The organism is Kitasatospora sp. NPDC002551 (assembly GCF_040296005.1).
GTDB lineage: Bacteria > Actinomycetota > Actinomycetes > Streptomycetales > Streptomycetaceae > Kitasatospora.
The window spans coordinates 1-22,269 of the sequence record NZ_JBEOWI010000034.1 but is presented as its reverse complement, the minus strand read 5'-3'; the positions used below and the strand labels follow the sequence as shown (position 1 = coordinate 22,269).

The window sequence follows — 22,269 nt, the reverse complement described above, 5'->3', positions numbered from 1 at the left end:
CGGGGCTCACCCGACGGCCGCCCGCCAGCTCCAGGAGGTCCGGCGCGGGCGGCCGTCGAGCTCAGCGCGCCCGGTGCACCAGAGCAGTACGTCCGCCGGGTCGCCGCCGGGCGCGTCGGGGAAGAGCCGGGCCAGCGCGGCCGAGGCGAGCCGCTCCGGCAGCCGCCACTCCAGGCCGAGCCCGAGGGTGATGTCGTGGGTGTGCACCAGGGTCTCGGTGACGCCCATCGCCGCGAAGCCGGCCGGGTCGCACGGCCCGTAGTGGTAGGCCCGCAGCTCGGGCGGCGCCGCGTCCAGGGCGGTGGCCAGCAGCTGGGCGCAGGCCGTCACGACGGTGAGCACCTCGGCCGGTCCGGCCTCCGGGCGCACGGTCAGGTCCAGCGGCAGATAGCGGTCCCCGGGCCGGGCGGCGAGCTGGCCGGCGTAGGCGAGCAGATCGTGCGCGATGTGCGCGGCGGTCTCCCGGCAGCTCCACTCCAGCGGCCCGGCGGGCGCCTCCCAGCGGGCGCCGCCCTCCTCGGCCGCGGGCCCCACGGCGGCCGTCAGCTCGCCCAGCGCGGCCCGGACGTCATCACCGTTCAACGGACGATCAGTCATCGGCCCACCGTCTCATCCGCCTCCGCGTGTCCGCCAGGGTGCGGGCCGCCCCGGGTGCTACTGCTGGCTCCGGATCCCCGCCGGCCCCACCCCACCGGCCCCCACCTCACCGGCCCTCCGGAGAACAGGCAGGTACCCCATGGCCAGGATCGCCGTGTTCGGCGCCAACGGCACCATCGGCAGCGCCGTCGTCGCGGAGGCCGCCGCGCGCGGTCACCGGGTGACGGCGGTCGTCCGCACCCCGTCCCGCTTCGACGCCGCGCGCCATCCGGGGGAGGTGTCCGTCGAGGCCGGGGACGTGCTGGACCCGGCGGACGTGGCCCGGGTCGCGGCCGGCCGGGACGCCCTGGTGAGCGCGGTCGGCGGCGGTGACGGCCCGGGCCATCTGGCGCTGATCGAACCGGCGGCCCGGTCGCTGGTCGAGGGGCTGCGCCGGCTCGGCGGCGAGGCGCCGCGGCTGGTCGCGGTCGGCGGCGCGGGCAGCCTGGAGACCGCGCCCGGCATCCGGGTCTGGGACACCCCGGGCCTGCCGGAGGCGGTGCTGCAGATCATGCACGCCCACGGCGACGCCCTGGAGTACTACCGGACGGTCGCCGACGTGCGCTGGACGGTGCTCAGCCCGGCCGCCCACATCGGCCCGGGCGAGCGCACCGGCCGCTACCGCACCGCGCTGGAGCAGCTGCTCACCGACGCCGAGGGCGAGAGCCGGATCTCGGTGCCCGACTACGCCGCGGCGCTGGTCGACGAGATCGAGCAGCCCGAGCACATCGGCGAGCGCTTCACCTGCTGCGCGCTCTGAACGGAGCGCGCGGCCGTCAGCCGACCTGGATCGAGCGCTTCGCGAGGCCCATCCAGAACCCGTCGATCACCGTGCGCTGGCTGCCCAGCTCGCCCTCCGCCGCGCCGAGCGTGACGAACAGCGGAGCGAAGTGCTCGGTGCGCGGGTGGGCGAGCCGGCCGGCCGGGGCCTTCCGCTCGAAGTCGAGCAGCGCGTCGAGGTCCTGGGCCGCCAGGGCGCGCCGGCCCCAGTCGTCGAACTCGGCCATCACCGAGGTGACCCGGCCGTCGCGGCTGAGTGCCCGCAGGTTGTGGGTGAAGAAGCCGCTGCCGACGATCAGCACGCCCTCGTCGCGCAGCGGGGCGAGCCGGCGGCCGATCTCCAGCAGCCGCTGCGGGTCCAGGGTCGGCATGGAGACCTGGAGGACCGGGATGTCCGCCTCCGGGAACATCTCCACCAGCGGGACGTACGCGCCGTGGTCGAGGCCGCGGTCGGGGATGTCCTGGACGGGCGTGCCGGGGGCGCGCAGCAGCTTGCGCACGCGCTCGGCGAGCTGCGGTGCGCCGGGGGCGGCGTACTGGACGCCGTAGTAGTGCTCGGGGAAGCCCCAGAAGTCGTAGACCAGCGGCACGGTGGTGACGGCGCCGAGCGCGAGCGGGGCCTCCTCCCAGTGCGCGGAGACCATCAGGATGGCCTTGGGGCGGGGCAGGTCGGCGGACCAGGCGGCCAGCTCACCGGGCCAGACGGGGTCGTCGGCGAGCGGCGGCGCGCCGTGCGACAGGTAGAGGGCGGGCATGCGCTCGGGTGCGGTGGTGCTCATGGCGGCTCTTCTCCTCTGGCCCTCGGTTCGGCCTGTCCTGGGCCCCGGCTTGTGGCGGCGGCGGGCCTACGGGCCGGTAGTTCAAATTTGAACACCGACACTTAGACCGTACACCTTCGTTCGAATTTGAACAATAGGAGTACGATCACCCCATGCCCTCCACCTCGTCCGCACCCTCGGCGCCCCCCTCCGCCGCCTCCTCGCGCGAGCCCCGCTGGCTCGACGAGGAGGAGATGGCCGCCTGGCGGAGTTTCGTCACCGCGAGCAACCTCCTCAACCGCCGCCTGGAACGCCAGCTCAAGGAGGAATCGGGCCTCTCCCACACCCAGTACGAGATCCTCGTCCACCTCTCCGCCGCCCCGGCCGGCTCGCTGCGCATGACCGAGCTGGCGGACAGACTGGTCACCTCCAAGAGCGGGCTGACCTACCAGGTCACCCAGCTGGAGAAGATGGGCCTGGTCGGCCGCCGCTCCTGCCCCAGCGACGTGCGCGGCGTCTTCGCCGAGCTCACCGAGCAGGGCGACGAGATGCTGCGCGAGGCGGCCCCCGGCCACGTCGCGCTGGTCCGCGAGCTGCTCATCGACGTGCTCACCCGGGAGCAGCTGGCCGTGCTCGCCGACGGCCTCGGCCAGGTCAGCGCCCGGCTGCGCCTCGACGACGCGCTCTGAGTCCCCGACCCCCGACGACCCTCACACCCCTCGACCCTCCACCCCTCGACCCTCGTCCGCCCGGGCTGCTGCCGCCTCGGCCGCCTCCGCCGCCTTGGCGAGCAGCAGCTCCCGCTCCCGGACGTTGCGGGTGAGCCCCGCCGCCCGCTCGAACTCCGCCCGCGCCTCGGCGCCCCGCCCCAGCCGCGCCAGCAGGTCGCCCCGGACGCCGGGCAGCAGGTGGTACCCGCGCAGCGCCGGCTCGGCCGCCAGCGCGTCCACCACCTCCAGCGCCACCTCCGGCCCCTCCGCCATCGACAGCGCCACGGCCCGGTTCAGCTCCACCACGGGGGAGGGCGTCAGCGCCATCAGCCGGCCGTAGAGCGCCGCGATGGTGGCCCAGTCGGTGTCCTCGTAACGCGCGGCCCGCGCGTGGCAGGCGGCGATCGCGGCCTGGACGGCGTACGGCCCGGCACCCGCCCGCGGCAGGGCGGCGAACCCGCGCCGGATCAGCAGCCGGTCCCAGTGGGCGCGGTTCTGCTCGGCGAGCAGGACCGGCTCGCCGCCCGGCCCGGTGCGCGCGGCCGTCCGGGAGGCCTGGAACTCCAGCAGCGCCGCCAGCCCGTGCGCCTCCGGTTCTTCGGGCATCAGCGCGGCCAGCACCCGGGCCAGGCGCAGCGCGTCCTCGCAGAGCGCGGGCCGCAGCAGGTCGTCGCCGGCGGTCGCCGCGTACCCCTCGTTGAAGATCAGGTAGATGACCTCCAGCACGGAGGAGAGCCGCTCCGCCCGCTCCCGCCCGTACGGGACCTCGAACGGTATCCCGGCCCGCGCCAGCGTCCGCTTGGCGCGCACGATCCGCTGGGCCACCGCCGGCTCGGTGGAGAGGGTGGCCCGGGCGATCTCCGCCGTGGTCAGCCCGCCGAGCAGCCGCAGCGTGAGCGCGATCCTGGCCCGCGCCGACAGCACCGGGTGGCAGACGGTGAAGATCAGCCGCAGCAGGTCGTCGTCGATGTCGTCCGGCCCGGAGGGCTCCGGCGGCGGGACGTCCTCCAGCGTCCGCCCGACCTCGGCGAGCTTGCGGGCGTACGTCTCGCGGCGGCGGACCAGGTCGATCGCGCGGTGCTTGGCGGTGGCCATGAGCCAGGCGCCCGGACGGTCCGGGACGCCCGACTCGGGCCACCGCTCCAGGGCGGCGACCAGCGCGTCCTGCGCCAGCTCCTCGGCGATGCCGACGTCACGCACGATGCGGGCGACGCCCGCGATGATCCGGGCGGACTCGATCCGGAAGACGGTCTCGACCGTCCTGGCCGTCTCCACCCTGCCGGCCGTCTCCGCCGCCCCCGCGCTGCGCTCCGTCACGATCACCCATCAGAGCAGCCGCCACCCACCGGGGCAAACCGCCGCCCCGCCGCTCACGCCTCCGGCGGCGTGGTGCTCTCGTCGATCTGCCGCAGCTCGGCGCCGACCGTCCAGTGCGCCGGGTGCGTCTCCAGGAAGCGCCTGGTCCACTCGACGGCCTCCTCCTTGTCCTTGCACTGCAGGAGGGCGTAGCCGCCCACGACCTCCTTGGTCTCGGTGAACGGGCCGTCGGTGCAGCTCACCTTCCCGCCCTCCCAGAGCAGCCGGGTGCCCTCCTCGGTGGGCAGCAGCCCGGCGGTGTCCAGCATCACCCCGGCCTTGGTGATCTCCGCGAACAGGGCTCCCATCCGCTCCTCGAAGCCGGGGTCGGGCTGGAACTCGGAGGCCTGCTGCTCGTCGATGCGGATCAGCGTCATGAAGCGCGGCATGATGGCTCACTCCTCGTCGGTGCGGGCGGGGCCTCTCCCCGCCGCTCACCCCTGCGTCGAACGGGCGGAGGCCGTTTCGACAGCCGGCCCGGACATTCTCGCGGGGGATTCCCGGCCCGGCCACCGGGGCCCGCGACCCCGGCGGTGTCCGTTCCCCTCCCCGGCGCGCCCCGTGGCGGGCAGGATGGCGGTATGACCATCGATCATGCTTTCGCGCAGCGGTTCGCCGAGGAGTGGGTGGCGACCTGGAACTCCCGCGACCTGGAGGGTGTTCTCGCGCACTACACGGACGACGTCGTGTTCGTCTCGCCCCGGGCCGTCAGCGTCCTCGGGGAGCCGTCGGGGGAGGTGCGCGGCAAGGACGCGCTGCGGGCGTACTGGGGCAAGGCGCTGGCGCTGCTGCCCGGCCTGCACTTCACCCTGGACTCGGTGCGGGTGGCGGTCGACACGATCGTGATCGACTACCGCAACGAGCGCGGGGTGGCCGTCGCGGAGGCGCTGACCTTCCGGGACGGCCTGGTCTGCCGCGGCTTCGGCGCGTACGGGCCCGAGAGCTGAGCCGGGCTCACCCCAGCCGGGCGGCGAGCCGCAGGGCTCCCGCCCGGATCCGCTCCTCGCCCAGCTCCGGCAGCAGCGCGGCCACGTGCTCGGCCGCCAGCGGCGCCAGCAGGGCGTGCGCGTCGTGCTCCGGGTCCGCGCTGTGCCCGCCCGCGCCGAGCAGCAGCGCGACGTGCCGGTGCCAGAACCGGTACGCGCCGATGCGGTAGCGCGACCCCCGGCCGGCCGTCTCGGACATCCGGACCAGGTCGAGGTGGTCCAGCAGGTAGTCCAGGTAGGCGGTGACGAACGCCGCCAGCCGCTCGCCGGCCGGCGCCCCGGCGCCCTCCTCGCCCGGGCCCAGCGGCGCCGGCCCGCGCAGCACCGCGTCCTGGAGCGCGCGTTCGCGCGCGTCCAGCAGGGCCGCGCCGAGCCCGGCCTTGTCGCCGAAGCGGCGGAACAGCGTGCCCTTGCCGACGCCGGCCGCGGCGGCCACCTGGTCCATCGAGACCGACTCCACCCCGTGCTCGGCGAACAGCCGCGCCGCCGCCTCCAGCACGGCGGCCCGGTTGCGGGCGGCGTCCGCGCGCTCCACGGGCGGCGGGGTGCGCAGCAGTTCCAGCGGCACGGCATCCGTGGGCATTGCGTAAGCGGACTGCGGTCCGGTATTGTCCTGAGTCATAAGCGGACTATAGTCCGAATCGCCGCGTTGCCCCAGGAGGCCGCAGCATGACCGCACTCATCACCCGGGACGAGCTGGCCCGCGCCATCGAGACCGGTTCCGTCACCGTCGTCGACACCCTCGGCGGCGACTACTACGCCCAGCAGCACCTGCCCGGCGCGATCGAGCTGGTCCGCGCCGACGTCGACCGGCTCGCCCCCGAGCTGCTCCCGGACCGCGCCGCCGCCATCGTCACCTACTGCTCCAACGAGGCCTGCCCCAACAGCGGCCAGGTCGCCGACCGGCTGACCTCCCTGGGCTACACCAACGTCCGCAAGTACCGCGAGGGCATCCAGGACTGGGCCGAGTCCGGCCTCCCGGTCGAGACCGTCTGATCCCGGCCGGAGGATCCGCGGGGGAGGGGCGGTGCGCGGGGAACGCCCCTCCCGTGCGGTACGGCGGTCAGCGCTGCTGCGCCCCCGCGTTCTTCCGCGGCCGCAGCTCGTCCGCCGGCGGCTCGGCCTTGGCCCGCTTCACCGCCAGCGCGCGGGCCAGGTCGAACGCCGCCGCCGGGTCCTCCTGCTCGGTCCACGGGTACGCCCCGCACCACGGCCCGATCGCCCGGAACTGCTCCAGCGCGACGTCGTACGCCTCCACCTCGCCGGCGAAGTGCGCCAGCAGGTGCCGCAGCCGGGGCAGGTGCTCGTCGTCCGGCCGGACCTGCCGCAGCTGGGCGGCGAGGTTCTCGATCCGCCACTTCGTCCTGTCGGCCGCCAGTGTCGACGCGATGCTCCTGCGGCTCTCCAGCTCCGCGAGCGCGTGCAGGTAGAGCCCGCCGAGCGGGCTCCCGGGCGGGGCCGCGTCCATGGCGCGCTCGGCGAAGGCCATCATCTGCTTGTTCGAGCCGAACCACTTCTCGCACCAGTACTGCATGCCCTGCCAGTGGCCCTCGTAGTGGTACCAGGCGCGCTTGACCAGCTCGTCCCAGGCCTCCTGGAACTGCTCCGGCGTGAACTGCGCGCCGCGCGCCGCCGTCACGATCACCACCCACGGGCCCGGGTTCGCCGGGTCCAGCAGGGCCGCCCGGCGGGCCGCCTCGACGGCGGCCGGCAGCAGCTCGCGGAACGCGTTGATCGCGTCGTCGCCGACCTCGTGCCGGTAGCCGGAGCCGCGCACCTCCCAGGCCCGGCGCACCATCAGCTTCGCCTCCAGGGTGGCGGCGTCGCAGTTGCCCGGCTCGGCGGAGCACCAGGCGCTCAGCCAGCCGTCGCCCTCCTCGGCGATCGCGCCGAGCAGCTCCAGTCGCGACCACCGCTCGTCCCAGTGGTCCCCGGGCTCGGCGACGTACGCGGCCGCCGGGCGCCAGTCCCCGGCCCAGGCGGCGTCGGCGACCGCCTGCGAGCGCTGCCGCTGCTCCAGCGGGGTCGGCGGACCGGGGCGGGCCGGGTCGAGGCGCTCGCGCGGGGGCATGCCGTACGCGGCCGGGTCGAAGCCGTCGCGGGCCCACCGAAGATGGCGCCGCCGGCGGACGATCCGGTAGACGATGTAGACCACCACGGCGAGAACGAAGATCGACAGACGTATCACGACGGCGAATCATCCCCGCTGGGAGGCGGCGCGCGCAAAGCCGAAAACGGTTCGCCGAACGCGGCGGTCCGTGGCAGCATCCGCTGGTATGGGGACGATCCTGCACGGCGCGCACGTCACGCTCCGCCCGGCCGCCGCCGGCGACATCCGGGCCCTGGTCGCGATCCGCCGCACTCCCGAGGTCTACGCCCGCTGGCGCGGTGGTGACGACCTCACCGACGCCGTCACCACCGACCTCGCCGAGCCGGACACCGAGAGCTTCGTGATCGAGGCCGAGGGCCGGGTCGTCGGCGCCGTCCAGTGGTACGCCAACGACGACGACGAGTACCGCCACGCCGGCATGGACCTCTACCTCGACCCGGCCGTGCACGGCCGCGGCCTCGGCACCGACACCGTCCGCACCCTGGCCCGCCACCTCGTCGGCCACCACCGCCACCACCGGCTGATCATCGACCCGGCGGTCGACAACGCGGCGGCGATCCGCTGCTACGAGAAGGTCGGCTTCCGCCCGGTGGGGGTGATGCGCCAGTACGAGCGCGGCCCCGACGGGACGTGGCACGACAACCTCCTGATGGACCTGCTCGCCACCGAACTCCGCTAGCGGGCCCGGGCGTTCGCTTCCCCGGCCGGCGGTCGGTGTCGGCGGTCAGTGGTCCGCGCGCAGCGGCTCGCCGGTGCGGTGGAGGTGGGCGAGGATCTCGCGGTAGGAGCGGAGCAGGCCGGTCTCGTGGTACGGGATGCCCTTCTCCGCGCAGAAGCGCCGGGTGATCCGGGCGGCCCGGGGGAGTGCCGGCGTCGGCATGCTCGGGAAGAGGTGGTGCTCCACCTGGTAGTTGAGGCCGCCCATCAGCGTGTCCAGGACGGGGTTGCCGCGGACGTTGCGCGAGGTCAGCACCTGGCGGCGCAGGAAGTCCAGCCGCATCTCCGGCGTCACCATCGGCATGCCCTTGTGGTTGGGCGCGAAGACGCAGCCCAGGTAGACGCCGAGCAGGGCCTGGTGGACGGCGAGGAAGGCGACCGCCCGGCCGGCCGGGAGCGCGGTGAACACCGCCCCGAAGTAGGCCGCGAAGTGGAGCACGAGCAGGGTGCCCTCCAGCCGGGGGCGCTTCAGGTACGGGCCGCGCAGTGCCCGGAAGCTGTTGTAGCTGAGGTTGAGGCCCTCCAGGAGGAGCAGCGGCAGGAACAGGAACGCCAGCCGCCGGCCGATGAACCGGGGGATCCCGCGCGCCCGCCGGGCCTGGTCCTGCGACCACACCACGATGTCCGGGGCGACGTCCGGGTCCCGGCCCTCGTGGTTGGGGTTGGCGTGGTGGCGGGTGTGCTTGTTCATCCACCAGCCGTAGCTCATGCCCATCAGCAGGTTGGCGACGATCCGCCCGCCGATCTCGCCGGCGCGCCGTCCGGCGAACACCTGACGGTGCGCCAGATCGTGTGCCAGGAGCCCGAGATGGGCGAAGACGACGGCCATCGCGGCGGCCAGGGCGAGCTGCAGCCAGGTGTCGCCCAGCGCGAACAGGGCGTACCAGCCGCCCGCGAACGCGGCCAGCGTGACGCCGAAGCGGGCCGCGTAGTAGCCGGGACGGCGGGCGAGCAGCCCCTCCTCGACTATCCGGCGGGTGAGCTGGGCGAAGTCGCTGCCGTCCGGGGCACGGCGCGCAGGTGCGGCCGCGACCGGGGGCGGGAGGGTGGTGGGCTCTGGGCTCATGACAGGAAGTCTGCTGATCGCGGCGGGATCGGAGAACGGGAGAAACCCCCTTTCCGGTGGGGGAGTTAACCCCCCTTCGCGGGGCGGGGAAGCCCCCCGTCGGCGGTGTGGACGGGGTTGACGGCAGCTCCAGGGTTCCACCACCCTTTCACTAATTCAATAGTGGAAGGGTGGTTTGGTCATGTGGGTGCTCCGCGCGGTGCTCCGCTCCCTCCGGCGCCCCCGGGTCCTGTCCTGGGGGCTGGCCGGGCTGTTCGCCGTGCTCTACTCCTGTGTCGCCGTCAACCGGCACCGGCGCATGCTGACCCAGGCCTACGACCTGGGCATCTTCGAGCAGGCGGTGCGCGCCTACGCGCAGGGGCGGGCGCCGGAGGTGCTGCTCAAGGGCCCCGGCTACCACCTGCTCGGGGACCACTTCCACCCGCTGCTCGCCACCCTGGCCCCGCTGTACCGGGTGTTCCCGGGCGCCGTGACGCTGCTCCTCGCGCAGGCCGTGCTGATGGCGCTGACCGTGGTGCCGCTCAGCCGCTGGGCCCACGACATCGGCGGTTGGCGGTTGGCCGCCCTCGTCGGCTGCCTGACCGGGGCGTCCTGGGGGATCGTCGAGGCGGTGGCCGACGACGTCCACGAGATCGCGTTCGCCGTGCCGCTGCTGGCGTTCGCGGCCACCGCGCTGGGGCGGGGGCGGCCGGTCGCGGCGGTGCTCTGGGCGCTGCCGCTGGTGCTGGTGAAGGAGGACCTCGGGCTGACGGTGGCCGTGGTCGGCGCCCTGGTGTGCGTGCGCGCCCCGCGCGGCAGCGGGATCCGGGCGCTGGGCTTCGGCACCGCGCTGTTCGGCCTCGCCGCGACGGCCCTGACCATGCTGGTGGTGCTGCCCTCGTTCAACCCGCGGGGCGACTTCGACTACTGGGGGCAGATGGGCGCCGGGGACGCCGTCGGCGCGCCGTGGGAGGCGGCGGCCCGGCTGTTCTGGCCGCCGCTGAAGTGGCTGCTGCTCGCCCTGGCCGCCGCGACCGCCGGGTTCCTGGGGCTGCGCTCGCCGCTGGCGCTGCTCTGCGTGCCCACCCTGGCCTGGCGGTTGCTCGCCGACAACCCGCACTACTGGGGCGTGGGGTACCACTACAGCGCGGTGCTGATGCCCCTGCTGCTGGCGGCCCTGGTGGACACCGTGCGCCGCTCGGGCGCGTTCTCCGGACCGGCCGCCGACCCGGGCGCGGGGGTGGACTCCCTGGACGGGCCGACCGGTGCGGACGGCCGCGCCGCCCGCCGGACCCGCCGTGCGCTGGCGGTCGCCGGCCTGGTCGGCGCGGTCACGTTGCCGCTCTACCCGCTGCGCGAACTCGCCGCCCCCGGCGCCTGGGACACCTCGCCCCGCCTCGCCCGGAGCAGGGAGATGCTGGCCCGGATACCCGACGGCGCCACCGTCGCCGCGTCCAACCGCCTCGCCGCCCAACTGGCCGGGCGCACCACGGTCGGCCTGGTCTGCCGCGAGCCGGCGCCGCCACTGGCCGACGCGCTGCAGGACGGGCCGCAGTGGGTGGTGGTCGACCTCGCCGATCCGAGCGTGCACGCGCCCTGCGCGATCGCCGACACCCTCCGGATGCTCGGCCGCTACGAGGGGCTCGGCTACCGGCGGGTCGTGGACGACGGGGACCTGCGCCTCCTGCGGCGCCCCTGACCCGCCCGACCCCCCTGGTCCGACTTGACCGGCATGCCGTGGTCCGCCACGATTCCACTAATGAACTAGTGAAAGGGTGAGCCGGGTGTGATCGAGTACCGCATCGAGCGGCGCAGCGGCGTCTCCACCTACCAGCAGATCGTGCAGCAGACCAAGCAGGCGCTGCGGCTCGGTGTGCTCCGGCCCGGGGACAAGCTGCCGACCGCGCGGGAGGTGGTCGAGCAGACCGCGATCAACCCGAACACCGTGCTGAAGGCCTACCGCGAACTGGAGCGCGAGGGGCTGGTCGAGCCCCGCCCGGGGCTCGGCACGTTCGTCCGCCGCTCGCTCGCCCGGCCCGGGGCGGCCGCCGACGGCCCGCTGCGGGCGGGACTGGTGGGGTGGGTCGACGAGGCCCGCGCCGCCGGACTCGACCGGGAGGACATCGCCGCGCTGATGGCCTCGGTGCTGGAGCAGCGCTTCGAGACCGGCGTCACCGTCGCCCCGGCGGCGCACACGTCAACCGGCCCGGTGGATCCGGCCGGACCGAACTAGGGAGGGCGGGGGGACCGCATGACGGACGCGACATCCGTACCGGACGGGACACCGGGGGAGGGGCGGCCGGCCGTCGAGGCCGTGGGACTGGGCAAGCGCTACCGGGGCGACCAATGGGCCCTGCGCGACTGCCACTTCACCGTCCCGGCCGGCCGGATCTGCGGCGTGGTCGGTGCCAACGGGGCGGGCAAGAGCACCCTGCTGACCCTGGTCGCCCGCCTGATCCGGCCGACCGAGGGCGAACTGCGGGTGTTCGGAGGGACGTCGAGCACCCCGGAGTCCCGCGCCCGGGTCGCCTGCGTCACCCAGGAGAAGCCGCTCTACCCCTCCTTCACGGTGGCGGAGACGCTGCGCATGGGGCGCGAGCTCAATCCCGGCTGGGACGAGGAGGCGGCCCGGCGCGTCGTCGACCTGGGGGAGCTGCATCCCCGCTCGCGGATCGGCGCGCTCTCCGGCGGCCAGCGGACCCGGGTCGCGCTCGCCCTCGCCCTCGGCAAGCGCGCCGAACTGCTGCTGCTCGACGAGCCGATGGCCGACCTCGACCCGCTGGCCCGCCACGAGCTGATGGGCCTGCTGATGGCCGAGGCCGCCGAACGCGGCACCACGATCCTGGTCTCCTCGCACATCCTGCCCGAACTCGACGGCGTCATCGACCACTTGCTGCTGGTCCAGGCGGGCCGGATCCGGCTGGCCGGGGACCTCGAGGAGATCCTCGACGGCCACCAGCTGCTCACCGGTGTCGCCGACGGTGCCGGTGGCGCCGAACTGCCCGCCGGCATGGCGGTGGAGCGGCGGGTCCGGGGCCGCCAGGTCACCGCGCTGCTGCACACCGGCGAGCCGGTCGACGGGCCGTGGGAGTCGAGCCGGCCGAGCCTGGAGGAACTGCTGCTGGCCTACCTCCGCACCCCGCCCCGGATCCCCGCCACCGCCCCCGATCGCGAGGCCGCCGCATGAGCACCAGCACCCTGACCGGCCCGCCCGCCCCCGCGGGCCGTACGGCCGGACGACCCGCGGCGGCCCGCCGCTCCCGAGGTCCGCGCGGCGTGTTCTGGCTGTCGTGGCAGCAGAGCCGGGTGGCGGTACGGACGATGGCCATTCCGGCGGTCCTCACCGCGCTGATCCTGGTCGCGCTGCACTTCCTCATCCAGGACCGGGCCGAGCTGATGGCACGGACCGGCTGCGAACCCTCGGGGGAATGGACCCTGGAGTGCCGGGTGCAGTACGGCCGGCTGGAGATGCTGCTCCGGATGTTCACGGACATCCTGCAACCGGCCATCACGGCCGTCCCGATCCTGCTCGGCACGTTCCTCGGCGGGCCGCTGCTCGCCCAGGAGTACGAGCGCGGCACCCTGCGGATGGTGCTGGCGCAGTCCGTGGGCCCGGGCCGCTGGCTGGCGGCCCGGCTCGCCGTCCCGGCCGCCGCCGTGCTGCTGCTGTCCACCGTGGTGGCCGCGCTGACCAGTTGGGTGTGGTGGTCGGACATCGTGCACAGCCGGGGGGCCTTCGGGGCCTTCGACCCGCCGTTCCAGGGGTTCACCTACCCCGTGCTCGGCGTGGCCCCCGTCGCCTGGTCGCTGTTCGGCCTGGCGCTGGGCGTGCTGGTCGGACAGCTGCTGCGGCGCACCGTCGCCGCCGTGCTGGTGAGCGGCGCGGCGGTGGCGCTCGCCCACACCGCGATGATCATGCTGCGGCCCCACCTCTGGCCGGTCGTCGAGCGGGAGCAGCCGTACAACGACACCCTGGGCGGCTTCCGTCAGCCCACCAACGCCTGGCTGGTGGAGCACGGGGTGGTGCTCGCGGACGGCACCAGGATGACGTCCGACGCATGCATGGCGTCGTCCGAGGTCTGTTCGGCGGCGCCCACCTCCTGGGGGCAGTACCACCCGGTCTCGCACCTCGTTCCGATCCAACTCGTCGAGGCCGGGCTGCTGCTGGCGCTCACCGCCGTCGTCGTGGTCGTCGTGTTCCGCCGGCTCACCCGGGCCGGGATCTGACCGGACGGTCCGCCGCGCGCCGTCCGGTTCCGGTCTACTGCCGGTGGGTCCGGCCGACCAGACTGGGACGGCGTCACGGCCCGACGCGTCTCCCCCGTCCCGGAAGGAGCACGGCGCAGCATGACCGAAGCGACGACGGACCCCACGGACCCCACGGACCATACGGACCATACGGACCCCACGCAGGACGCCGCCCCGGACACCCCGCGGATCGCGGTCATCGGCGCCGGCCCCGCCGGTCTCACCCTCGCCCGGATCCTGCGGGTGCACGGCATCGCCGCCACCGTGTACGAGCGCGAGCCCGCCCGGGACGTCCGGGGCCAGGGCGGCACCCTGGACCTGCACGGGGACACCGGTCAGCGCGCTCTCCAGGAGGCGCGGCTGACCCAGGAGTTCCGGGCGAAGTCCCGGCCGGAGGGGGAGGCCTTCCGGGTCGTCGACAAGCACGGCACCGCGCACGTCGCCTTCGAGGCCGGACCTCCCCCCGGAACGGGCGGCGCGGACGGGGCCGACGGCCTTCCCGGGAGCCCCGAGATCGACCGGGGCGACCTGCGCGACCTCCTGCTCGACTCGCTCGACCCGGCCGCCGTGCGCTGGGACCACCGCCTGGAGCGCGCCGAACCGCTCGGCGCCGGCCGGCACCGGCTGCACTTCGCCGACGGCGCGGTGGAGACCTGCGACCTGCTCGTCGGCGCCGAGGGCGCCCACTCGCGGGTGCGCCCGCTGCTCACCGCCGCCGAACCCCACTACACCGGCGTCAGCCTGGTCGAACTCGGCATCCCCGACGCCGACCGCACCGCCCCCGGGCCGGCCGCCGCCGTCGGCCACGGCAGCCTGTTCGCCTTCCACGACAACAAGGGCCTGGTCCTCCAGCGCAACAGCGACGGCCGGATCCGGATCTACGCCTTCTTCCGGTGCCCCGAGGACTGGCTGACCGAGGCCGGTCTCTCCGCCCAGGACCCGGACCGCACCCGGGCCACCGTGGCCCGTCACTTCGCCGACTGGGCACCGGAGTTCCGCGCCGCCCTGGCCGCCTGCGACGACACGCTGCGCACCCAGCGGCTGGAGAAGCTGCCGGTCGGCCTGAGCTGGCCGCGCCGCCCGGGCGTCACGCTGGTCGGGGACGCGGCGCACCTGATGTCCCCGTTCGCGGGCCAGGGCGTCAACCTCGCGATGTGGGACGCCGCCGAACTCGCCCTCGCCGTCGCCCCGGTGCTCGCCCGGGCCGACGGCTCCCGGGACGCGGAGGCCCTCGACGCCGCCGTCGCCGGCTACGAGAAGGCGATGTTCGAGCGGAGCGCGTTCTGGGCCGGGATCTCCGCGTTCAACCACGACCGGGTGCTGGCGCCCGACGGGCACGAGAACCTGCACCTCATGGCGGGCCCGCCGCCCGGAGCGGCGGACGGCGCGTAGGTCCTCCCCTCCGGATCACGCCGGGCGGTCCGCTCCGGTCGGCGGCTTCAGGCTCCGGTGCAGCCGCAGGAGCGGCGGACCACCATCCGGGCCGGGAACATCCGGGCGCCGGCGGCCGGGGCCGGCTCGCCGTCCGCGCCCGTGCCCGCGGTGAGCACCAGGTCGACGGCGGCGCGCGCCATGTCCGCCTGGGCGGTGGCCACGCTGGTCAGCGGCGGTCCGGCGATCACCGCCTCGGCGATGTCGTCGAACCCGGCCACCGCGAGGTCCTCCGGCACCCGGATGCCCAGGTCGTCGGCGGCCCGCAGCAGGCCGATCGCCTGGTCGTCGGTCGCGCAGAAGACGGCTGACGGCCGGTCGGCGCGCGCCAGCAGCGCGAGCGCCTCCCGGTGCGCCCGCACGCGGTCGAACGGCGCCGGGGTCAGCCGGCCCTCGGTGGGCAGGCCGGCCTCGGCGAGGGCGGCGGCCCAGCCGGCGGTGCGGACCGTCACCGGGTCGCTCGGGCTGAGCGAGAAGGTGCCGCCGAAGCAGTGCACCTCGGCGTGGCCGTGGCCGAGCAGGTGGCGGACCACCTCGCGGGCGCCGCCCTCGTCGTCCGCGACCACCGCGATCCCGCGCTCGGTCTCGGCGCGGTGGTGCAGCAGGACGACCGGCGTCCCGTCGGGGGCGTCCACGCCGGTGACACCGGGGGCGGACGGGTCCTGGGTCACCAGGATCAGGCCGTCCACCTGCATGCCCAGGAAGGCGCGGATGTAGTGGGCCTCGCGCTCGTCCGCGTAGTCGGAGTTGCCGATCAGCAGCAGCCGCCCGCGCTCGGCGGCCGCGCGTTCCACGGTGTGCGCGAGTTCGGCGAAGAAGGGCTGGCGGGCGTCCGGCACGACCATGCCGATGAGGTCGGTGCGCCGCCGGGCCATCGCCTGCGCGACCCGGTTGGGCCGGTACCCCAGCTCCTCGACGGCGGCGAGCACCCGTGCCCGGGTCGCGGCCGCCACCGGTCGCGGTCCGTCGTTGATCACATAACTCACGACCGCGGTCGACGTCCCCGCCGCCCTCGCCACGTCGTCCCGCGTCACCCTTGCCATGCCCGCGAGCCTACACACGCCACCGGCCGCCCTCGCGGCCGTTTCACCGGCTGGACCGCCGGGCGGCGGCGCTGCGGCGGGGGTGCGATGGCGTGCCGCGGTGGAAGGGAAGGGCGCTTTCGGCCGTCAGGGTCCGTGGTCAGTACGCGTGCTCGGCCGTCACGTCCGCGGACAGCCGCAGGGCCCGCTCGGCCGGTTCGCCGCGCAGGGCGAGCAGGGTCAGGGCGAGCGCGTCCAGCACCGTCAGGTGGGCGATCCGGCTGGCGGTGGTCTCCAGGCCGAAGACGAGGTCCTGGCCGCCGGCGACCAGGGTGTGGGTGGCGGTGTCGGCGAGCGGCGAGCGGGCGTAGCTGGTGAGCGCGACCACGGTGGCGCCGTTGTCGCGGGCGAGGCGGGCGGCGTCGACCACGGTGCGGGTGGCGCCGGTGTGGCTGACGGCCAGGCAGGCGGCACCGGCCGGCAGCTGCGCGGCGGCCAGCTGGGCGGTGATCGGGTCGGCGGGGGCGTCGGTGCGCAGGCCCAGCGCGCGCAGCCGGTACGCGGCGTCCAGGACCACCGCGCCGGACAGGCCCTCGCCGAGGACCAGCACGTGGTCGGCGGCGTCCAGAGCCCCGGCCGCCGCCCGCAGCCGGTCGGCGGGCAGCGTGGTGGCGATCCCGTCGAGCGCCTCGCGGGCGGCGCGGACGGTGTCGGCGAGCGCCCGGGCGGCCGGGTCCCGGGCGTCGGCGGGGTCGGCGGCGGGGGCCGGGGCCTGCCGGACGGCGGCGATCTTCAGCTCCTGGTAGCCCCGGAAGCCGAGCCGCTGGCAGGCGCGGACCACCGAGGAGGGCGCCGTCCCGGCCAGCTCGGCGACGTCGCTCACGCTGAGGCGGACCAGATCGGCGCCCCGGGTGAGGACCACCTGGGCGACCCGGGCCTCGCTGCCGCGCAGGTCGCCGAGGTGGGCGCGGACGTGCGCGGCCAGCTGGGACTCCAGCGGAGAAAATTCGGAACGCTCTTCCATGACGGCAGTGTAGCGTGGAACATGATTCCGAGGGCGGTGGTCCGCCGGCCCCTCGGCCGACCGTCGGAGGGGAGCCCCGTCATGTCCGCCGCCGTCCCCGTGGCCGTCCTGAGCGCCGCCGTGCTGCACGCGGTCTGGAACGGGCTGGCACACCGGATCCGGGACAAGCTGGTCGGCTTCGCCCTGATCAACCTCGCGTACACCGCCTGCGCGCTGGTCCTGGTGGTGCTCAACCCCCTCCCGGCGGCCGCCGCCTGGCCGTACCTGATCACCTCCGCGGTGCTGCAGGTGACCTCCCAGCTGCTCCTGCTGCGCGCCTACCAGCTGGGGGACTTCGGGCAGATGTACCCGATCGCGCGCGGTTCGGCGCCGCTGCTGGTGGCGGTGCTGTCGGTCACCCTGCTCGGCGACCGGCCCGGCGGCGGGGAACTGCTCGGCGTGGCCGTCATCTCCTGCGGCCTGGCCGGGCTGGCCCTGGCCCACGGGATACCGGGCCGGGCCCAGCTGCCCGCGCTCGCGGCGGCGGCCGGCACCGGGGTCATGATCGCCGCGTACACCGTCGCGGACGGCGGCGGCGTGCGGCACGCGGGCACGGTCGGCGGCTACGTCGCCTGGCTGTTCCTGCTCCAGGGGCCGGTGCTGGCGCTGATCGCCTGGGCGCGCCGGGGGCGCGGCCTGCTGACCGGGGCCGGCCCTGCGGTCCCCTTCGGGGTGCTCGGCGGCGTGCTGTCGCTGACCGCCTACGGGCTGGTGGTCTGGGCGCAGTCCCGGGGGAACCTCGCGACGATCGCCGCGCTGCGCGAGACCAGCATCGTGATCGCCGCGCTGATCGCGGCCCTGGTCTTCCGCGAGCGCCTCGGGCGGCTGCGGATGGCGGCGAGCGCGGCCGTGCTGGCCGGGATAGCCGTCCTGGAGCTGGCCCACCCCTGAGGGCCGGCTCCAGGACGGCGGTGCCCGGTGCTCAGGGGACGACGACCGTCAGCGACGTGCCGGTCGCCGTGAAACCCATCTCCTCGTACAGCCGCCGGGCCCGGTTGCCCTCGGTCACCGCCAGCCCGACCGCGTTCCCGCCCGCGAGCGCGACCTCCCCGACGGCGCGGCGCAGCAGGTCGCGGCCGAGGCCGGGGTAGCCGAGCGCCGGGTCGCGGAACACGCTCGCGATCCAGGGCAGTCCGTCCCAGTCGGTCAGGACGGCTCCGGCCACCACCCGGTCGGTGTCGTCCACGACCAGGGCGCTGGACGGCAGCAGCGGCCCTATGATCTCCCCGGCGAGCAGTTCGGCGAGCCGCTGCACCGCGGGCTGGTCGTCCCCCGCCTCCTCCGGGCGGTGGTCGGGGTGACCGGGTCCGAAGGCGGCCAGCGTGGCCGGGACGAGCGCGGCGGCGCCGCGGTCGCACGCGACGGCACGGAACCCGTCCCGCAGCGGGGTCCGCGCCCAGGCCTCCCAGCCCTCCGCAGGCGGCGGCGCGTCGGCGAGCTCGCGCCGCATGGTGTGGCCGTGGCGCAGCACCGTCGCGCCCTGCCGCACCAGCTCCTCGCCGAGCTCGACCGGGCCGGAGACCACCCAGCCCGCCAGCTCGGTCCGCACGTACGCGACCGCGGTGGCCAGGTCGGCGCGCGGGTCGAGCACCTCCAGCTGGTCCGCCCAGGGCCGTCCCTCCCGCTCCCCGAGCCCGTACCGCAGGAGGGCGGCGCCGTCGGGTCCGTAGCCGTACTGCCAGTCAACTTCCGTCTGCGACACGCCGTTCGTCCGATCCTCGCCGCTTCGGCGCACCCCTCGGCGCGCCCGTTCCCGCCATGCTCGGTGAACGGTCCCCTCCGGATCAACCGATCGGCCCCGCCGAGTGGGCCGCGCCCTGTCCTGCTCCGCGCCCACCGTCGAGCCGGCCGGGGGCGGGCCGGGACTGTCGGTGCCGGGGTCTACCGTTCGGGCATGAGCGTCCCCGAGGTCGTCCCGATCGCCTACGAGCCCGACTACCGCACCGACACCATCGGCCGCTTCCGGGGCGGCCAGTTCCTGGCCTCCGTCACCTTCGCCCTCCCGGAGGGCGCGGCGGACCCGCGGGTGCCGTCCTGCTTCGCGGTCCTGCACCGCTTCGACGAGGGCGGGCGCCACCTCGACTCCCGGATCGAGGCGGTGCCCGGTGCCTTCGGCGCCGAGGTCGCGAAGAGCGCCGGCCGGCTGCTGGAGCGGTGGCTGGACGCCCTGCCGGAGCGGGAGTTCGGGGACGTCGCGATCGCGCCCTTCGCCGTGCACGTCGACGGCGTGCTCTTCGGCCTGGTCCTCGAACGGCACCACGAGGGCGCGACGGAGGACGACTGGGCCGAGCTCTACCCCGACCGCCTCGGCTTCCACGCCCCGTGGGACGGCACGTACGACACCTGAGCCCGCCGCCCCGGTCCCGGCCGCGTGCCGGTCCGCGTGCCGGTCGGCGGGTCAGTCCGCGATCACCGCCGCCCGGACGCACAGCACGTCCGGCAGGTGGGAGACCAGCAGCGACCAGTGCTCGCCCTCGTCGTGGCTGGCGTAGACGTCGCCGGTCCGGTTGCCGAAGTAGATGCCGGCCGGTTCGACGTCGTCGGTGCGCAGCGCGTCGCGCAGCACGATGCCGTAGTGGTCCTCGCCCGGCAGGCCGTCGGCGAGCGCCTGCCAGCTGTCCCCGGCGTCCGTGGTCCGGAAGACCCGGCAGCGCCGGCCGGGCGGGATCCGGTCGTCGGCGCCGCCGAGCGGGAACACGTACGCGGTGTCGGCGCGGCGCGGATGGGCGGCGATCGCGAAGCCGAAGTCGGCGGGCAGCCCGTCGGCGATCGAGCGCCAGTTCTCGCCGCCGTCGTCGCTGCGGTAGACGCCACCGTGGTTCTGCAGGTACAGCCGGTCCGGGTTCACGGCGTCCCGGGCGATCTTGTGCACGCACTGGCCGAACTCGGGGTACTGGCTCTCCTCCGGCAGGAACTCGGCCCGCAGGCCGGAGTTGGACGGCGCCCAGCTGCCGCCGCCGTCCTTGCTGCGGTAGACGCCGCCGCTGGAGACGGCGATCAGCAGCCGCTCCGGGTCGCGCGGGTCGGTGAGGATCGTGTGCAGCCCCTGGCCGCCGTAGCCGGCGCCCCACTCGCTGCGCTGCGGGTGGTTCCAGAGCGGCTCGATCAGCGTGAAGCTCTCGCCGCCGTCGACGGAGCGGAACAGTGCGGCGGGTTCGGTGCCCGCGTAGACCACGCCGGGCGCCTCGGGACCGGCCGGCTGGAGCTGCCAGACCCGGGTGAGCGAGGCGCCGGTGTGCTCGGGGAAGCGGATCGCCGGGACGGGCGGCTCGAACCAGCTGGCGCCGAGGTCGTCCGAGCGCCAGACGGACGGACCCCAGTGGCTGCTGTCGGCACCCACCAGCAGCCGGACACCGCCGTCGTGCCGGGGCCCGCCGTCGCCGCGGTCCCGGCGGTCGATCGCCACGGAGTAGATCGCGTTCATCCGGAAGTGCGGCCCGTCGAACGTCCAGTTCAACCGGTCGCGGCTGCGTCCGAGGAAGAGGCCCTTCTCGGTTCCGACGGCCAACAGCACTTCACTCATCGCCACACACCACCCGCTCGGTGAAACGGCCCCGCCCGGACACCCCTCCCCGGGCCAGTGTCCCGCTGTCGAAGGCCCGCCACATCTCGCCGCGCCGGGCCGGCTCCGGGCCGGCTCCGTGCCGGGCCGCGCCGCCCGGACCGCCCGGACCGTTCACCGGCGGGGGCGGCACGGGCGGACGCGGGTGCGGTCAGCCCCGGCAGCCCTCCAGCAGCCGCAGCCAGACCTCGCTGATCGTCGGGTAGGCGGGCACCGCGTGCCAGAGCCGGTCGATGGGCACCTCGCCGACCACCGCGACGGTCGCCGAGTGGAGCAGCTCGGAGACGCCCGGCCCGACGAACGACGCGCCGACCAGCACCTCCCGGTCCAGGTCGAAGACCACCCGGGCGCGGCCGGTGTAGTCGTCGCCGTAGAGCGAGGCGCCGGCGACCGCGCCGAGGTCGTGGTCGATGGCCTTGACCCGCAGCCCGGCCCGCTCGGCGGCGTCCAGGGTCAGGCCGACGGCCGCGACCTCCGGGTGCGTGAAGACCACCTGCGGCGCGCCCGCGCTGTCGGCGGACGCGGCGTGCGCGCCCCAGCGCGCGGTGTCCAACGGGCGCCCCTGGGCGCGCGCGACGATGGCCGCGCCGGTGATCCGCGCCTGGTACTTGCCCTGATGGGTGAGCAGCGCCCGGTGGTTGACGTCCCCGGCCGCGTACAGCCAGTCGCCGTCGACCCCGAGCACCGTGCAGCTGTCGTCCACGTCGAGCCAGCCGCCGGGGTGCAGACCGACCTGCTCCAGGCCGACGTCCGCGGTGCGCGGGGCCCGGCCGGTCGCGTACAGCACCTCGTCCACGGTCAGCCGCCCGCCGTCGCCCAGCACCAGCGCGACCTCGGAGGCACCGCCGTCCGCCGTCCGCCGCTCCAGCGCGGCGACCTCCGTCCGGAACCGGACGTCCACCCCGGCCGCCCGCAGGCCGTCCGCGACCAGCTCACCGGCGAACGGCTCCATCCGCGGCAGCAGAGCGCCGCCGCGGACCAGCAGCACCACCTCCGAGCCCAGCGCCCGCCAGGCGGTGGCCAGCTCCACGCCGACCACGCCGCCGCCGACCACCGCCAGCCGGCCGGGGACGCTCTTCGCGCCGGTCGCCTCCCGGTTGGTCCACGGGTGCGCGTCGGCCAGCCCGGGGACGCCCTGCGGCAGCACCGGCCGGCTGCCGGTGCAGATCGCCACCGCGTGCCGGGCCACCAGCAGCCGCTCGCTGCCGTCCTCCGCCTCCACCGTCACCTGCCGCTCGCCGGCCAGCCGGCCGTGGCCGCGGACCAGGTCGATGCCGGTGTCGCGGAGCCACCGCACCTGGCCGTCGTCCTGCCAGTCGGAGGTGAACGAGTCGCGCCGGGCGAGCACCGCGGCCGGGTCCAGCCTGCCGCCGACCGCCTCCCGGGAGCCGGCCACCGCGCGGGCGTCGGCCAGCGCGGCCACCGGGCGCAGCAGCGCCTTGCTCGGCATGCAGGCCCAGTACGAGCACTCGCCGCCGACCAGCTCGCTCTCCACGATCACGGTGCGCAGCCCGGCGGCGGCCGTCCGGTCCGCGACGTTCTCGCCGGTCGGCCCGGCGCCGACCACGATGACGTCGTACTCCTCGGGGGCGGTGGACTGGGGAGAGGTCATCCGTCTTCCTCCGTGCTCTCGCGCGTGTGCCGTGGTGCCGTGCCCATCCTGCGCCGCCGCGCCGCCCGGCGCAGCCGAACACGCGGGCGGGGCACCGGTCCGCGCCACCGTACCGGGTGCCCCGCCGCCGTGCCCGCTGGAGCTGTTCAAGGTTCGGATCATGTGGCTGGGGTCAGAGACTTCAGCCACATGATCGATCCGCGGAGGTGCAGGCCTGCCGCGTAGCTCTCCGG

The 22,269-nt window shown here is 75.3% G+C and carries 24 protein-coding genes; 12 read left to right on the top strand and 12 right to left on the bottom strand.

Features of this window, described 5'->3' with window-relative positions:
• Positions 1–6: 6 nt before the first annotated feature.
• On the bottom strand, positions 7–597 hold the full coding sequence (locus tag ABT093_RS25850) for a maleylpyruvate isomerase N-terminal domain-containing protein (RefSeq protein ID WP_350568562.1): 591 nt from the start codon (positions 595–597) through the stop codon (positions 7–9).
• Positions 598–736: 139 nt separating this feature from the next.
• Between ABT093_RS25850 and ABT093_RS25845 the strand changes: the two genes are divergently transcribed.
• Positions 737–1,396 carry an NAD(P)-dependent oxidoreductase gene (locus ABT093_RS25845; RefSeq protein WP_350568561.1) on the top strand — a complete coding sequence of 220 codons (660 nt, stop codon included), beginning with the start codon at positions 737–739 and terminating at the stop codon, positions 1,394–1,396.
• Between the two features lie 16 nt (positions 1,397–1,412).
• Here ABT093_RS25845 and ABT093_RS25840 read toward each other — a convergent pair whose 3' ends face one another.
• Complete coding sequence (locus tag ABT093_RS25840; protein WP_350568559.1) at positions 1,413–2,195, bottom strand: dioxygenase family protein; 783 nt, start codon at positions 2,193–2,195, stop codon at positions 1,413–1,415.
• Positions 2,196–2,347: 152 nt separating this feature from the next.
• On the opposite strand from ABT093_RS25840, the gene ABT093_RS25835 reads away from it, so the two are divergent.
• Positions 2,348–2,863 carry a MarR family winged helix-turn-helix transcriptional regulator gene (locus tag ABT093_RS25835; RefSeq protein WP_350568557.1) on the top strand — a complete coding sequence of 172 codons (516 nt, stop codon included), beginning with the start codon at positions 2,348–2,350 and terminating at the stop codon, positions 2,861–2,863.
• Positions 2,864–2,884: 21 nt separating this feature from the next.
• Here the strand turns inward: ABT093_RS25835 and ABT093_RS25830 are convergent, their stop codons facing one another.
• Both ABT093_RS25830 and ABT093_RS25825 read right to left on the bottom strand, forming a co-directional pair.
• On the bottom strand, positions 2,885–4,159 hold the full coding sequence (locus ABT093_RS25830; RefSeq protein ID WP_350568661.1) for an RNA polymerase sigma factor: 1,275 nt from the start codon (positions 4,157–4,159) through the stop codon (positions 2,885–2,887).
• Between the two features lie 95 nt (positions 4,160–4,254).
• On the bottom strand, positions 4,255–4,629 hold the full coding sequence (locus tag ABT093_RS25825) for a YciI family protein (RefSeq protein ID WP_350568556.1): 375 nt from the start codon (positions 4,627–4,629) through the stop codon (positions 4,255–4,257).
• Between the two features lie 192 nt (positions 4,630–4,821).
• Here ABT093_RS25825 and ABT093_RS25820 point away from each other — a divergent pair, with 192 nt between their 5' ends.
• Positions 4,822–5,187, top strand: a complete 366-nt coding sequence (locus ABT093_RS25820; RefSeq protein WP_350568554.1) for a nuclear transport factor 2 family protein — start codon at positions 4,822–4,824, stop codon at positions 5,185–5,187.
• Between the two features lie 7 nt (positions 5,188–5,194).
• Here ABT093_RS25820 and ABT093_RS25815 read toward each other — a convergent pair whose 3' ends face one another.
• A complete protein-coding gene (locus ABT093_RS25815; protein ID WP_350568553.1) occupies positions 5,195–5,809 on the bottom strand; it encodes a TetR/AcrR family transcriptional regulator in 615 nt (204 codons plus the stop codon).
• An 86-nt stretch (positions 5,810–5,895) separates the two neighbouring features.
• On the opposite strand from ABT093_RS25815, the gene ABT093_RS25810 reads away from it, so the two are divergent.
• Positions 5,896–6,222, top strand: a complete 327-nt coding sequence (locus ABT093_RS25810; protein ID WP_350568551.1) for a rhodanese-like domain-containing protein — start codon at positions 5,896–5,898, stop codon at positions 6,220–6,222.
• A gap of 67 nt (positions 6,223–6,289) precedes the next feature.
• Here the strand turns inward: ABT093_RS25810 and ABT093_RS25805 are convergent, their stop codons facing one another.
• Entirely contained in the window at positions 6,290–7,414 is a 1,125-nt protein-coding gene (locus ABT093_RS25805; protein WP_350568549.1) for a DUF4034 domain-containing protein, read from the bottom strand.
• An 88-nt stretch (positions 7,415–7,502) separates the two neighbouring features.
• On the opposite strand from ABT093_RS25805, the gene ABT093_RS25800 reads away from it, so the two are divergent.
• Positions 7,503–8,015 (top strand): GNAT family N-acetyltransferase, encoded by a 513-nt coding sequence (locus ABT093_RS25800; RefSeq protein WP_350568547.1) that lies wholly within the window; start codon positions 7,503–7,505, stop codon positions 8,013–8,015.
• A 45-nt stretch (positions 8,016–8,060) separates the two neighbouring features.
• On the opposite strand, the gene ABT093_RS25795 is transcribed toward ABT093_RS25800, so the two are convergent.
• Positions 8,061–9,119, bottom strand: coding sequence for a fatty acid desaturase family protein (locus tag ABT093_RS25795; RefSeq protein WP_350568546.1), 1,059 nt, complete (start codon positions 9,117–9,119; stop codon positions 8,061–8,063).
• A 181-nt stretch (positions 9,120–9,300) separates the two neighbouring features.
• Between ABT093_RS25795 and ABT093_RS25790 the strand changes: the two genes are divergently transcribed.
• From ABT093_RS25790 to ABT093_RS25770, 5 genes are all read left to right on the top strand, one after another.
• On the top strand, positions 9,301–10,797 hold the full coding sequence (locus tag ABT093_RS25790) for a DUF2079 domain-containing protein (protein ID WP_350568544.1): 1,497 nt from the start codon (positions 9,301–9,303) through the stop codon (positions 10,795–10,797).
• 87 nt (positions 10,798–10,884) lie between these two features.
• The gene (locus tag ABT093_RS25785) at positions 10,885–11,331 is read left to right on the top strand and encodes a GntR family transcriptional regulator (protein ID WP_350568543.1); all 447 of its coding nucleotides are present in this window, start codon (positions 10,885–10,887) and stop codon (positions 11,329–11,331) included.
• A gap of 18 nt (positions 11,332–11,349) precedes the next feature.
• Complete coding sequence (locus ABT093_RS25780) at positions 11,350–12,285, top strand: ABC transporter ATP-binding protein (protein ID WP_350568542.1); 936 nt, start codon at positions 11,350–11,352, stop codon at positions 12,283–12,285.
• Positions 12,282–13,325, top strand: a complete 1,044-nt coding sequence (locus ABT093_RS25775; RefSeq protein ID WP_350568541.1) for an ABC-2 membrane transporter-related protein — start codon at positions 12,282–12,284, stop codon at positions 13,323–13,325. Before ABT093_RS25780 ends, ABT093_RS25775 begins: the two co-directional genes overlap by 4 nt.
• 120 nt (positions 13,326–13,445) lie before the next feature.
• Positions 13,446–14,738, top strand: coding sequence for an FAD-dependent oxidoreductase (locus ABT093_RS25770; RefSeq protein ID WP_350568540.1), 1,293 nt, complete (start codon positions 13,446–13,448; stop codon positions 14,736–14,738).
• Between the two features lie 47 nt (positions 14,739–14,785).
• Here ABT093_RS25770 and ABT093_RS25765 read toward each other — a convergent pair whose 3' ends face one another.
• Together ABT093_RS25765 and ABT093_RS25760 are read right to left on the bottom strand one after the other, a co-directional pair.
• Positions 14,786–15,820, bottom strand: a complete 1,035-nt coding sequence (locus ABT093_RS25765) for a LacI family DNA-binding transcriptional regulator (RefSeq protein WP_350568539.1) — start codon at positions 15,818–15,820, stop codon at positions 14,786–14,788.
• Between the two features lie 139 nt (positions 15,821–15,959).
• On the bottom strand, positions 15,960–16,823 hold the full coding sequence (locus ABT093_RS25760; RefSeq protein ID WP_350568538.1) for a MurR/RpiR family transcriptional regulator: 864 nt from the start codon (positions 16,821–16,823) through the stop codon (positions 15,960–15,962).
• An 81-nt stretch (positions 16,824–16,904) separates the two neighbouring features.
• Between ABT093_RS25760 and ABT093_RS25755 the strand changes: the two genes are divergently transcribed.
• Positions 16,905–17,753 carry an EamA family transporter gene (locus ABT093_RS25755; RefSeq protein ID WP_350568537.1) on the top strand — a complete coding sequence of 283 codons (849 nt, stop codon included), beginning with the start codon at positions 16,905–16,907 and terminating at the stop codon, positions 17,751–17,753.
• 31 nt (positions 17,754–17,784) lie between these two features.
• Here the strand turns inward: ABT093_RS25755 and ABT093_RS25750 are convergent, their stop codons facing one another.
• A complete protein-coding gene (locus tag ABT093_RS25750; protein WP_350568535.1) occupies positions 17,785–18,564 on the bottom strand; it encodes a GNAT family N-acetyltransferase in 780 nt (259 codons plus the stop codon).
• 192 nt (positions 18,565–18,756) lie between these two features.
• Between ABT093_RS25750 and ABT093_RS25745 the strand changes: the two genes are divergently transcribed.
• Positions 18,757–19,209: a hypothetical protein gene (locus tag ABT093_RS25745; RefSeq protein ID WP_350568533.1), complete on the top strand. Its 453-nt coding sequence runs from the start codon at positions 18,757–18,759 to the stop codon at positions 19,207–19,209.
• 51 nt (positions 19,210–19,260) lie between these two features.
• On the opposite strand, the gene ABT093_RS25740 is transcribed toward ABT093_RS25745, so the two are convergent.
• Positions 19,261–20,385, bottom strand: coding sequence for a WD40/YVTN/BNR-like repeat-containing protein (locus ABT093_RS25740; RefSeq protein WP_350568532.1), 1,125 nt, complete (start codon positions 20,383–20,385; stop codon positions 19,261–19,263).
• 190 nt (positions 20,386–20,575) lie between these two features.
• Complete coding sequence (locus ABT093_RS25735) at positions 20,576–22,036, bottom strand: dihydrolipoyl dehydrogenase family protein (RefSeq protein ID WP_350568531.1); 1,461 nt, start codon at positions 22,034–22,036, stop codon at positions 20,576–20,578.
• Positions 22,037–22,269 lie beyond the last annotated feature (233 nt).